This window comes from Shigella sp. FC1567 (assembly GCF_001743015.1).
GTDB lineage: Bacteria > Pseudomonadota > Gammaproteobacteria > Enterobacterales > Enterobacteriaceae > Escherichia > Escherichia coli.
The window spans coordinates 1-12,583 of the sequence record NZ_MIIV01000031.1 but is presented as its reverse complement, the minus strand read 5'-3'; the positions used below and the strand labels follow the sequence as shown (position 1 = coordinate 12,583).

Below are 12,583 nucleotides of genomic sequence, written 5' to 3'. Positions count from 1 at the left end.
TCGGCCTTTGAGGTCGTGGTATGGATGACGGATGGCTGGCCGCTGTATGAATCACGCCTGAAGGGAAAGCTGCACGTTATCAGCAAGCGTTACACTCAGCGCATTGAGCGACATAATCTGAATCTGAGACAACATCTGGCAAGGCTGGGACGGAAGTCACTGTCGTTCTCAAAATCGGTGGAGCTGCATGACAAGGTCATCGGGCATTATCTGAACATAAAACACTATCAGTAAGTTGGAGTCATTACCTATAAAATTTAATAAATAATGACGCCCTAGTTAAACTTAAAGTGCCTGGTTCAACTATCAAAAATCGCTCACCCTTTTTCACCTGTTTAAAATATGTTCAGCAACCCATATTGATGGCGACCTCCTCTCCACGATGATTTCAATAACATATTCTGTGTTGGCATATGAAATTTTGAGGATTACCCTACACTTATAGGAGTTACCTTACAGGGGTTCCTTCAATTTGTGTTGATTTACGCGAGATAACGCTATGGAATTAAAGGATTATTACGCCATCATGGGCGTGAAACCGACGGACGATCTCAAGACAATCAAGACCGCCTATCGTCGACTGGCCCGTAAATACCATCCTGATGTCAGCAAAGAACCGGATGCCGAAGCCCGCTTCAAAGAGGTCGCTGAAGCCTGGGAAGTGTTAAGTGATGAACAACGTCGCGCTGAGTATGATCAGATGTGGCAACATCGCAACGATCCGCAATTTAACCGTCAGTTCCATCATGGCGACGGTCAGAGTTTTAATGCCGAAGATTTTGACGATATCTTCTCGTCAATTTTCGGTCAGCATGCCCGCCAGAGCCGTCAACGCCCCGCCGCACGCGGCCACGATATTGAAATCGAAGTGGCGGTATTCCTCGAAGAAACGCTGACTGAGCATAAGCGTACCATCAGCTATAACCTGCCGGTTTATAACGCCTTTGGCATGATCGAACAGGAAATCCCGAAAACGCTGAATGTGAAGATCCCGGCGGGCGTCGGCAATGGTCAACGCATCCGTCTGAAAGGCCAGGGGACGCCGGGCGAAAACGGTGGTCCAAATGGCGATTTGTGGCTGGTGATTCATATTGCGCCACATCCGCTGTTCGATATTGTCGGCCAGGATCTGGAAATTGTGGTGCCGGTTAGCCCGTGGGAAGCGGCGCTGGGTGCTAAAGTCACCGTTCCAACACTGAAAGAAAGCATTTTGCTGACTATCCCGCCAGGCAGCCAGGCCGGGCAACGATTGCGCGTTAAAGGCAAAGGTCTGGTGAGCAAAAAACAGACCGGCGATCTGTATGCGGTACTGAAAATCGTGATGCCGCCGAAACCGGATGAAAACACTGCCGCGCTGTGGCAGCAACTGGCAGACGCCCAGTCGTCTTTTGATCCACGTAAAGATTGGGGGAAAGCATGATGGCTAATGTTACGGTGACTTTTACTATTACCGAATTTTGCCTGCATACCGGCATCTCTGAAGAGGAGTTGAATGAAATTGTCGGTTTGGGGGTGGTTGAACCGCGTGAGATCCAGGAAACAACCTGGGTATTTGACGACCATGCCGCCATTGTGGTGCAACGCGCGGTACGCCTGCGTCATGAACTGGCTCTGGACTGGCCGGGGATCGCGGTGGCGCTGACGTTAATGGATGATATTGCACACCTGAAGCAGGAAAACCGCCTGCTACGCCAGCGGCTTTCCCGGTTTGTAGCTCATCCGTGATGTGTGTTTGCCGGATGTGATGACGCATCCGGCAACTGCGCCATAATGCCTGATGCGACGCTAAACGCGTCTTTTCAGGCGCATAAACGACGTTATTTGTTTTGGTGGTCGCACTCCACTAACACCAGCAATAACTGGCTTAGTGCCGCGTAAAAACCAAAGCTGTCATACTGATGGCAACGCGCAGCAAACTCTGGTAACCATTGCCACAGCGCCGTCAGTGTTTTTTGCCGCAAACTGTCGATTCTTCGCGCAGGAACGGTCCCCTCTCCCAGCGAAAAATGCAGATGACTCAACAACTCGAGATAGATCGCCAGATGGTCTGCCGGTTCGTTGAAATTGCCGCTGGTTTCCATCCCTGCCTCAACTAACAAGCGTTTAATCTCTTGCTCGTCCTGTTTGTAGGCCGATGCATACGGCAGCGCCGCCTGCTTATCAGTCATCAAAAACAGGCCGCAAAAGTCAGCGGCCAGTTCCAGACGGGCATCGTCACGTACTGTCAGCGTGGCAATACAGTTTTCCAGCTCATTCACCGCCGCAGCCAGCGGCGGTTCGCTTTTCAGCAACGAAAACCATTCCGCCATCTGCGCACTGGCGATTTGCGTCAGTTGTTCATCGTCCAGTTCACGGGAGAACAACTGCGCCAGCCAGGCGTAAACACAGGCAATCTGTTGTGCTGTCAGCGTGGTCATGATTTCACCTGCGACGCGGGAACATATTCGCACTGCGCCACTATCTCCACAGGGCCGTTAAACGCCGTCACCTGCTCCACTGCTCCATTGTACTTCTCAATTTCCACCAGCGTAGTGTGCGCACTGGTCGCCTGCGCCAGCTGCGAAGTACCGATGTCGATGGTCAGCACGTTGGGGTTACCGTATTTGCACAGCGCACCAGGCTCGCCGCCTTTATCTGGATCGTACCATGCCCCTTCGTGAATTCGTGCCACGCCGGGTGCATAGCGGTCAGAAACTACTGCCCCTGCCAACACCTGACCGCGAGCGTTAAAGACGCGTACCACATCACCGTTACGAATACCGCGCGCGCTGGCATCCTGCGGGTTAATGAATACTGGCTCTTTACCCGCTACCGTATATTGCTGACGCAGAGTTTCCGACTCACATAACTGCGAGTGAAGTCGGAAATCCGGATGCACAGATTGCAGATGCAACGGATACTTCTGCGAGCCGGGCCCACCGTGGGAGCGTTCGATTTTCTCAAACCACATCGGATGCCCCTGACAATCGTCGTAGTTCATATCGGCGATGGTTTTCGAGTAGATCTCAATCAGGCCACTCGGCGTGCCCAGCGGTTCGAGATCCGGATCTTCGCGGAATGCCTGGTGGCGAACAAACATCTGCGGATGGTCAAACTCGACGTACTCTTTGTTATTCCAGAAGTCATCAAACGCTGGCAGATGAACGCCGCGTCCTTTGCCTTGTTGTACACCTTCCTGCCAGATGCGTTTCAGCCAGCCCATTTCGTCCAGCCCTTCGGTAAAGGCTTCTTCGCGATTAAAGCGACGGCACAGCTCGCGGAAAATATCAAAGTCGTTGCGCGCCTCGAACTGCGGCGGCACCACCTGTTTCATGGCGATAATGCCACGGTTGGAGTGGTTGCCGTACTGGTCGAGATCGTTACGCTCAAACTGCGTGGTCGCAGGCAGTACGATATCGGCAAAGCGGCAGGTTGAGGTCCACTGGTTATCTATGGCGATAACCGTTTCCAGCTTGCGCCAGCCTTAAATAATGCGGTTGATCTGCTGATGGCGATGGAATGGGTTAGTTCCGGCAAAAATACACATTTTCAGTGGCGGCAGTTTTACCGATTTACCGTTCCAGTTGATCACTTTCCCCGGTTCGAGGATCGCATCGATAAAACGGGCAATCGGAATGGTGCTGCTGTAGCCTTTGTAGTCACTGTTGTCGTGAACAGGCGGAATCGACGTAGAGCCGGAGAAACCACTCAGAATAACGCCTTTACGCCCCGGCGTGCCTGCGCCGTTGTAGTGCCAGCCAAAACCAAAACCACCACCTGGCAGGCCAATTTGCCCCAGCATCGCCGCCAGAACCACAATCATCCACGCCCACTGTTCACCGTGCTGCATACGCTGCACGCACCAGCCAGCAATAATTTGCGTTCTGTTCGCCGCCATCTGCCGCGCCAGCCCACGAATGGTTTCGGCATCAATGCCGGTCAGTTTTTCAGCCCATGCGGCATCTTTCGGCTGACCGTCTTTCTCACCCAGCAGATACGGCAGGAACTGCTCAAAACCTACACAGTAGTTAGCGAGGAAGTTTTTGTCGTACAGGTTTTCACTGTACAGCGTATACGCCAGCGCCAGTTGCAGCGGCACGTCAGTTTGCGGGTTAACCGCAATGTGCTTCACATGCTCGCGCCCCAGATACTCATGGGTGGATGTGACAACCGGATCGATGCTGATGACCTCAATTTCACCGGCGGCGACTTTCGCTTTTAGTTGCTCGTAATATTCATAAACATCGTGATCCGGGCACCACCAGTTCGCTTGCTGGTTTTTCAGCAAATCGGAGCCCCACAGCATAATGGTTTTGCTGTTCTGCAATACCAGCGGCCAGGAGGTTTGCTGTTCATACACTTCCATCGAACCGACTACGCGCGGCAGGATCACCTGCGCAGCACCGGTAGAGTAATCTCCGCCCGTACCAACGCTATTACCATGCAAGGCAATAGCTTTCGCCAGCATCCCCGAAGCGTTATGGAACATCCCCGTCGATTGCCAACCACTGGCGGTCAGCAAGGCACTCGGCCCGTGAGTTTTCTGCACGCGTTCCAGTTCTTCATAGAACATGTCGAGGGCTTCATCCCAGCTCACGCGCACAAAACGGTTATCACCGCGCTGGGAGGTATCGCTGAGATGGCGCTTACGCAGCCAGTCCACGCGTACCATCGGATAACGAATACGCGCCGCGTTGTGTACGTGATCCGGCAATCCGGCAATCCGGCAATCATTTTCGACGGATATTTATCCAGTTCGAACGGTTTTGCCGCCACAAAGCGACCATCCTTCACCGTCGCGCGGATAGCCCCCCAGTGCGACCCGGTAAGAATGCCCTCTTTCGAGATGACATCCGCCGCTTGCGCCGCAGTCGCACTGCGCGGCGTTAACAATGACGGCCCCAGCATCCCGGCGACTGTTAAGCCGCCGAGTTGTGCCAGAAAACGCCGACGTGATGCCTGAAAGAGATCGTTATTGTTCATTATTTTTCTTCCTTCTTATCGCCGTGAGCCTTACCTGCGATGTCAGACGCATTCATTTGCAGATATTTCAACAAGGTGCGTTCTTCACGTTTATCGAGACTGGTAAAGCCAATCATGCCGTTGAGCGTGCCAATCCAGCCGTTAGCATCAAAGTGAGAGATTTCCGGTGCGCCGTGGCACTGGTTACAGGTGCCGTTGTACAACGAATCCGCATAAGCCCAGATCGGTTTGATATCGTTCACCATATCACCTTTCTTCATCCACGCAGTGGCCTGCAACTTGCTCCACTCGGTATTGGTGTCGGCAACGGTGGTTTTCTCCAGCGTTTTTACCTGCTGCTGCACATCACCACGAATCGAGGCAACAAAGATGCGTTTACCTGGGAATTGGGTGAGTACACGCTGACGTCCGGCGCTTTCCGTCCAGCCGGTAATTTCAATTTGCAGCCAGTCGCCGTCACGTTTAAGGACTTTCACTTCCGAAGCAGGCAGCAGAGAACCAGAGGCTTCTTTATCGCCTTTCGCCGCATAAATTGGCTTAATATCAATAGAGTACAGCGTGTCACCACTGTCATTAGCACTGGCGCGCAGCTCATCGAACTGCTTACGGAAGCCGCTACTCATATCCGGTAACTGGTGGGCAATACCTTTATGACAGTCGATGCAGGATTGATTATCTTTCGCTGCCACCTTCATCTGACGTGCCGCTTCAGGATGCTGCTTCGCATGATCCATCGCATCGTAGTTATGGCAGGAGCGGCAGGTTGCCGAGTTGTTTTCTTTCATTCGCGCCCATTCACGCTCGGCAAGTTCCGCGCGTTTGGCTTCGAATTTTTCAGGTGTATCAATGGAGTGAGCAATAAAGGTCTGGTAGATATCATTGCTCGCTTCCAGTTTGCGCTTCACCATGCCTGGAATATCCGGCGGGATATGACAGTCATGGCATTCAGCTCGCACGCCGGAGGCGTTCTGGAAATGCACCGACTGTTTATATTCTTCATACACCGGTTGCATACTGTGGCAACTGACACAAAATTCGGTTGTGCTGGTGACTTTGATCCCAACGTGTGGCAATACAATCAGCGCAATGCCAATCACAATCCCAATTGCGACCAGCGCCAGTACCGACCAACGAGCACTGGGTCGGCGTAGCGCGTTCCAGAGTTTCCGCATAATAGCCCCTGTAAAATTATGGTTTAGTGAAGCGATCTTAATGAGCAAATATGAACAGCGGCACTGGTCAGGATGAACGGCTTACGGCAGAATATGAACAGAATGAGTAAAACCCTCTGATGCCACATCACATTGTTATTGTTGAAGATGAGCCGGTTACCCAGGCGCGATTACAATCTTACTTCACTCAGGAGGGGTATACCGTTTCCGTTACAGCGAGCGGTGCCGGGCTGCGGGAAATTATGCAGAATCAGCCGGTAGATTTAATTCTGCTGGATATCAACTTACCCGATGAAAATGGCCTGATGTTAACCCGCGCCCTGCGAGAACGCTCAACGGTGGGGATTATTCTGGTTACCGGACGCAGCGATCGGATTGACCGTATTGTTGGGCTGGAAATGGGCGCAGACGATTACGTCACCAAACCGCTGGAACTGCGCGAACTGGTAGTACGGGTGAAAAATCTGCTCTGGCGAATCGACCTCGCGCGACAAGCTCAACCGCACACTCAGGACAACTGCTATCGCTTTGCCGGTTATTGCCTGAATGTGTCGCGCCATACGCTGGAGCGGGATGGCGAGCCGATTAAACTGACCCGCGCAGAGTATGAAATGTTGGTGGCATTTGTGACGAATCCGGGCGAAATTCTCAGCCGTGAACGTCTGCTACGTATGCTTTCTGCGCGTCGGGTGGAAAACCCTGACCTGCGCACCGTCGATGTGTTAATTCGTCGTTTACGTCATAAACTCAGCGCGGATTTACTGGTGACGCAACATGGTGAATGTTATTTCTTAGCCGCTGATGTGTGCTGATAAAAATAGACCGGACGAAATCCCCCTGGTGACAGCGAGCGGCGAATATGTTCACGGTCGGCATTTTTCGGCGTCAGAACTAAAATCGGTGGGCTGACATTATCAGACACCGATTGCCCCTGTAATTGCCTGATGGCCTGCTCAACCGCCAGTTCCCCCTGCCAGATCATTTGATCGCTGGCAGCCATAATCACTCTTCCCCGCTTCAGCCCGCGATACACCTGATGTGAAAGATAAAACGACACCACGGTAAGCGGCGTTTTCAGGTTACGCCCTTCACCCATTGCCGCCTCTGCCGCAATGGCCGTTCCGGCAACGACGTCGATTTCTGGGTGGCGTTCCAGCATCTCCTGCAACAGGTTACGCTGGATTTCAATATCGTTATCACCAAGCGCAATATCAACAATACGCACCGGGCTTCCGGCAATGGCTGCGCGAAAACCCTCGACCATCTCTTTACTGCCCCCGGCATTATCGGGTCCGGGCATCAACAGCACGTTCAGTGGTTTACCGTGCGCCCATTGCACCAAATATCGCCCAGGTTGATAGCCCATCTGAAACCAGGGTACACCAACGCGGCTTTTCACCAGGGGATCATCAAGAGCATTTACCAGTTCGATCACCGGCAGATTTGCTACCTGCTTTTGCAGGTCGGGAAATGACGTAGTGCTACTACCGAGCAAAATGGCCTCTGCGCCCCACTGTTTACACTGGTCGATTTGTGCTTGCTGGGTAGCCAACTGGCTGTAGCCGCCTGCCTCCTGCATACCATAGTTCAACGATAACCAGTATGAATCTTTCAGGCTGGGATAAAGCGCGCACAGTTTCCATGCGCGTTTGGCTTTAAGCGGCGTAGAGGCTTGCACCGTGTAATGCTGCGCATCATGCCAGCGCAACAGGTTATCAGCCGAAAATGCCGATAACATGAAAAGGGAAAGAAGTAAAAATAGCAGTACGCGCATGATAGCCTAATCAATAATAAGGCTTTATGCTAGATGCATTCTGCTTTGCGACTCAACCTTTTTCACCTAAAGTGCACCGACCGTGAATTTAACCCTGACCCGAAGACTCTGGATGGGCTTTGCCCTGATGGCGCTGTTAACCCTGACCAGTACCCTGGTGGGATGGTACAACCTGCGCTTTATCAGCCAGGTGGAAAAAGACAACACTCAGGCATTGATTCCTACCATGAATATGGCGCGCCAGTTGAGCGAAGCCAGCGCCTGGGAACTTTTCGCCGCGCAGAACCTGACCAGTGCCGATAACGAAAAGATGTGGCAGGCGCAGGGGCGAATGCTCACCGCACAAAGCCTGAAGATTAATGCGTTGCTGCAAGCGTTACGGGAACAAGGTTTTGATACCACCGCTATTGAACAACAGGAGCAGGAGATCTCCCGTTCGTTACGTCAGCAAGGGGAACTGGTGGGGCGGCGTCTGCAACTACGCCAGCAACAACAGCAACTCAGTCAGCAGATAGTCGCTGCCGCCGATGAGATCGCACGCCTGGCGCAAGGTCAGGCGAATAATGCGACAACTTCCGCTGGAGCGACCCAGGCCGGGATTTACGATTTGATCGAACAAGATCAGCGTCAGGCTGCTGAAAGTGCACTCGATCGGCTGATTGATATCGATCTTGAGTATGTTAACCAGATGAATGAACTGCGCCTTAGCGCTCTGCGGGTGCAGCAAATGGTGATGAATCTGGGGCTGGAGCAGATCCAGAAAAATGCACCAATGCTGGAAAAGCAGCTCAATAATGCGGTGAAAATTCTGCAACGTCGGCAAATACGCATTGAAGATCCGGGTGTTCGTGCGCAGGTCGCAACAACGTTAACTACCGTTAGCCAATATAGCGATTTGCTGGCGCTGTATCAGCAGGACAGTGAAATCAGCAATCACCTACAAACTCTCGCACAAAATAACATCGCCCAGTTCGCGCAGTTTAGTAGCGAAGTCAGTCAGCTGGTCGACACCATTGAGCTGCGTAATCAGCACGGACTGGCGCATCTGGAAAAAGCCAGTGCACGCGGGCAATACAGCCTGTTATTGCTGGGGATGGTTTCACTTTGCGCACTGATTCTGATCCTTTGGCGCGTGGTTTATCGCTCAGTCACGCGTCCACTTGCCGAACAAACGCAGGCGCTGCAACGGCTGCTGGACGGTGATATTGACTCCCCTTTCCCGGAAACCGCTGGCGTACGGGAGCTGGATACCATCGGGCGGCTGATGGATGCGTTTCGCAGCACTGTTCATGCACTGAATCGCCACCGTGAACAGCTGGCGGCGCAGGTCAAAGCGCGTACAGCTGAATTGCAGGAACTGGTGATAGAACACCGACAGGCACGGGCGGAAGCAGAAAAAGCCAGCCAGGCAAAATCGGCCTTTCTGGCGGCGATGAGCCATGAGATCCGCACACCGCTGTACGGTATTCTCGGCACTGCTCAACTGCTGGCAGATAACCCCGCACTTAACGCCCAGCGTGATGATTTGCGGGCGATTACCGACTCTGGCGAATCGTTGCTGACCATCCTCAACGATATTCTCGATTATTCGGCTATCGAAGCAGGTGGCAAGAATGTTTCGGTCAGCGATGAGCCCTTTGAACCGCGCCCGCTGCTGGAAAGTACCCTGCAATTAATGAGCGGACGGGTGAAAGGTCGCCCGATTCGCCTGGCAACAGCAATTGCCGACGATGTACCGACCGCGTTAATGGGCGATCCGCGACGTATTCGTCAGGTTATAACCAACCTGTTGAGCAACGCCCTGCGTTTTACTGACGAAGGGCAGATCGTTTTACGTAGCCGCACTGATGGCGAGCAATGGCTGGTCGAAGTGGAAGACAGCGGCTGCGGTATTGATCCCGCGAAACTGGCAGAAATCTTCCAGCCATTTGTGCAGGTAAGCGGCAAACGCGGCGGCACCGGGCTGGGACTGACTATCAGTAGCCGTCTGGCCCAGGCGATGGGCGGCGAACTGAGCGCCACCAGCACGCCGGAGGTTGGAAGCTGTTTTTGTTTACGCTTGCCGTTACGTGTTGCCACGGCACCCGTGCCAAAAACAGTCAATCAGGCGGTGCGTCTTGACGGTTTACGTTTGCTGTTAATTGAAGATAACCCGCTAACCCAGCGAATTACCGTTGAGATGCTGAACACCAGTGGTGCGCAGGTTGTTGCTGTTGGCAATGCCGCGCAGGCTTTAGAGACACTGCAAAATAGCGAACCGTTTGCTGCCGCACTGGTGGATTTTGATCTGCCGGATGTCGACGGCATTACGCTTGCCCGACAACTGGCACAGCAATATCCGTCGCTGGTTTTGATTGGCTTTAGCGCCCATGTCATTGACGAAACGCTGCGCCAGCGTACCAGTTCATTATTCCGCGGGATTATCCCTAAACCGGTGCCGCGTGAAGTGCTCGGTCAGTTACTGGCGCACTATCTCCAACTGCAAGTCAATAACGATCAATCGCTGGATGTATCGCAACTCAATGAAGATGCTCAGTTAATGGGGACGGAGAAGATCCACGAATGGCTGGTATTATTTACACAACATGCCCTGCCGCTTCTCGATGAAATCGACATTGCCCGCGCCAGTCAGGATAGCGAGAAAATAAAGCGTGCCGCGCATCAGCTAAAAAGCAGTTGCTCGAGTTTGGGAATGCGTATCGCCAGCCAGCTATGCGCACAACTGGAGCAGCAGCCATTATCTGCCCCCCTTCCACACGAAGAAATTACACGCAGTGTTGCCGCTCTGGAAGCATGGTTGCATAAGAAAGACCTGAACGCGATTTGAATCAATATCAGCCAGTTAAGAACAACTAAAATAGTGGCATTTGGTATGCAACTTAACGGACTGACAAAATCATGGCAGAGAAAAAAAGAACCCGCTGGCAGCGGCGGCCAGGCACGACGGGCGGCAAATTACCGTGGAATGACTGGCGCAATGCCACGACCTGGCGTAAAGCGACGCAATTATTACTGTTGGCAATGAATATTTATATTGCCATCACGTTCTGGTATTGGGTGCGCTATTACGAAACGGCAAGTAGCACGACATTTGTCGCCAGACCGGGAGGTATCGAAGGCTGGCTACCGATTGCCGGTCTGATGAATCTGAAATATAGCCTTACAACAGGTCAGTTACCGTCCGTCCACGCTCCGCGATGCTGTTATTGGTCGCTTTTATCGTCATCAGTCTATTACTCAAAAAGGCCTTTTGCTCATGGTTATGCCCGGTTGGTACGCTTTCTGAATTAATCGGCGATCTCGGTAACAAACTGTTTGGTCGGCAATGTGTCCTTCCCCGCTGGCTGGATATTCCTCTGCGCGGCGTGAAGTATTTGCTGTTGAGTTTTTTTCTCTATATCGCGTTATTGATGCCCGCTCAGGCGATTCACTATTTTATGTTGTCGCCCTACAGCGTGGTGATGGACGTAAAAATGCTCGATTTCTTTCGTCATATGGGGACCGCGACATTAATCAGCGTGACCGTTTTGCTGATTGCCAGCCTGTTTATTCGCCATGCCTGGTGTCGTTATCTTTGCCCATATGGCGCGCTGATGGGCGTGGTTTCGCTATTATCGCCGTTTAAGATTCGTCGCAATGCCGAAAGTTGTATCGGCTGTGGCAAATGCGCAAAAAATTGCCCATCACGGATCCCGGTAGATAAATTAATTCAGGTACGAACAGTGGAATGTACCGGCTGTATGACTTGCGTAGAGTCATGTCCGGTAGCCTCAACATTGACCTTTTCACTGCAAAAACCTGCGGCAAATAAAAAAGCTTTTGCGTTGTCTGGCTGGTTAATGACGCTACTGGTTCTGGGGATTATGTTCGCGGTGATTGGTTACGCAATGTATGCGGGAGTATGGCAAAGCCCGGTGCCGGAGGAATTGTACCGACGCTTAATTCCACAAGCGCCAATGATTGATCACTAAATTAGCAACAAGCGGAACATCACCTCGCACGGGGTGATGTTCACAAAATCACATTATTTTGATTTTGACATCATAACTTTCAAGCCCGGTCATTTTTTCTCGTGCGGTGAAGCGAATTTCAGAGACTTCTTTCCCTGTATTCTTGTTCAGCTCGGCGATTTTTTGCGCGATAAAGTCGGCGATTTCCGTTTCGGCTTGTTTTTTTAACTCTTCAATATTCACTGTTAACCTCTTCTGGTCTTAAAAGACAGCAACACGCCAGTAAGGTGTTGGTTCCCGGTACCCTGGTCAGGTAAGAAATGTTATAAGCCATCTCCCCGAAAGATTCAATAATCAACAGGTTATCGCTTACTATACATACAGCGTTGAAGAAAAATAAGGCAGATATAAAAAAGGCTCCACGAGGGTAATGCCAGTCAGTTAAGCAACTGACTGGCTCTTTTTCGGGGCTGTGGGGTATTTCCAGGGCCTCTCCTTTACCACTCTCGGAAGGCCCTTCCCCTTCTCGTCGGTAATTTCACAAGTTGTCCCATACTTGCAAGATCGCGCATCAGCTCCGGTATACGTCCCGGTGAAGCGCCCTGCAATGTCATCAGCATTCTCATCACCATTCCGCATGATTCTGAGAAACTCAGTTGATTCGGCCAGTAACCTTTCAGATGTTCCGCCATTTTAATCATCTGATATCTCACCAGATTATAAGC

At 52.0% G+C, this 12,583-nt stretch carries 10 protein-coding genes and 3 pseudogenes; 6 read left to right on the top strand and 7 right to left on the bottom strand.

The genetic code is table 11. From position 1 onward, the window contains the following. From BHE85_RS02660 to cbpM, 3 genes are all read left to right on the top strand, one after another. On the top strand, positions 1 to 234 hold a 234-nt coding region (locus BHE85_RS02660; RefSeq protein ID WP_001393844.1), incomplete at its 5' end, for an IS1 family transposase. Between the two features lie 265 nt (positions 235 to 499). Beyond that, the gene (cbpA, locus tag BHE85_RS02655) at positions 500 to 1,420 is read left to right on the top strand and encodes a curved DNA-binding protein (protein ID WP_000420617.1); all 921 of its coding nucleotides are present in this window, start codon (positions 500 to 502) and stop codon (positions 1,418 to 1,420) included. Beyond that, entirely contained in the window at positions 1,420 to 1,725 is a 306-nt protein-coding gene (gene cbpM / locus BHE85_RS02650) for a chaperone modulator CbpM (RefSeq protein WP_000024560.1), read from the top strand. Before cbpA ends, cbpM begins: the two co-directional genes overlap by 1 nt. Before the next feature lie 92 nt (positions 1,726 to 1,817). Here the strand turns inward: cbpM and torD are convergent, their stop codons facing one another. The 3 genes and pseudogenes from torD to torC all read right to left on the bottom strand — a co-directional run bounded on the left by torD (position 1,818) and on the right by torC (position 6,134). After that, entirely contained in the window at positions 1,818 to 2,417 is a 600-nt protein-coding gene (torD, locus tag BHE85_RS02645) for a molecular chaperone TorD (RefSeq protein WP_000209865.1), read from the bottom strand. Continuing rightward, positions 2,414 to 4,962 (bottom strand): annotated as a pseudogene (torA, locus tag BHE85_RS26675) (trimethylamine-N-oxide reductase TorA). The gene torD and the pseudogene torA overlap by 4 nt, the downstream one beginning before the upstream one ends. Then, a complete protein-coding gene (gene torC, locus BHE85_RS02630) occupies positions 4,962 to 6,134 on the bottom strand; it encodes a pentaheme c-type cytochrome TorC (RefSeq protein ID WP_004984890.1) in 1,173 nt (390 codons plus the stop codon). Before torC ends, torA begins: the two are co-directional and overlap by 1 nt. Positions 6,135 to 6,253: 119 nt before the next feature. On the opposite strand from torC, the gene torR reads away from it, so the two are divergent. Then, the gene (gene torR / locus BHE85_RS02625) at positions 6,254 to 6,946 is read left to right on the top strand and encodes a two-component system response regulator TorR (RefSeq protein ID WP_001120111.1); all 693 of its coding nucleotides are present in this window, start codon (positions 6,254 to 6,256) and stop codon (positions 6,944 to 6,946) included. On the opposite strand, the gene torT is transcribed toward torR, so the two are convergent. Next, positions 6,919 to 7,908, bottom strand: a complete 990-nt coding sequence (torT, locus tag BHE85_RS02620; RefSeq protein WP_001264961.1) for a TMAO reductase system periplasmic protein TorT — start codon at positions 7,906 to 7,908, stop codon at positions 6,919 to 6,921. The two genes, torR and torT, sit on opposite strands and share 28 nt — an antisense overlap. An 82-nt stretch (positions 7,909 to 7,990) precedes the next feature. Here torT and torS point away from each other — a divergent pair, with 82 nt between their 5' ends. Beyond that, positions 7,991 to 10,735, top strand: a complete 2,745-nt coding sequence (torS, locus tag BHE85_RS02615; protein WP_011379255.1) for a TMAO reductase system sensor histidine kinase/response regulator TorS — start codon at positions 7,991 to 7,993, stop codon at positions 10,733 to 10,735. 71 nt (positions 10,736 to 10,806) lie between these two features. Next, positions 10,807 to 11,879 (top strand): annotated as a pseudogene (locus BHE85_RS02610) (4Fe-4S binding protein). A 48-nt stretch (positions 11,880 to 11,927) separates the two neighbouring features. Here BHE85_RS02610 and BHE85_RS02605 read toward each other — a convergent pair. The 3 genes and pseudogenes from BHE85_RS02605 to BHE85_RS02595 form a co-directional block, all read right to left on the bottom strand. Continuing rightward, a complete protein-coding gene (locus BHE85_RS02605; RefSeq protein ID WP_001019197.1) occupies positions 11,928 to 12,101 on the bottom strand; it encodes a GnsA/GnsB family addiction module toxin in 174 nt (57 codons plus the stop codon). Next, positions 12,091 to 12,339, bottom strand: coding sequence for a cold-shock protein (locus BHE85_RS02600; protein ID WP_046891795.1), 249 nt, complete (start codon positions 12,337 to 12,339; stop codon positions 12,091 to 12,093). Before BHE85_RS02600 ends, BHE85_RS02605 begins: the two co-directional genes overlap by 11 nt. Further along, positions 12,300 to 12,583, bottom strand: a pseudogene (locus BHE85_RS02595) (IS4 family transposase); the annotation flags it as partial. The gene BHE85_RS02600 and the pseudogene BHE85_RS02595, both read right to left, overlap by 40 nt.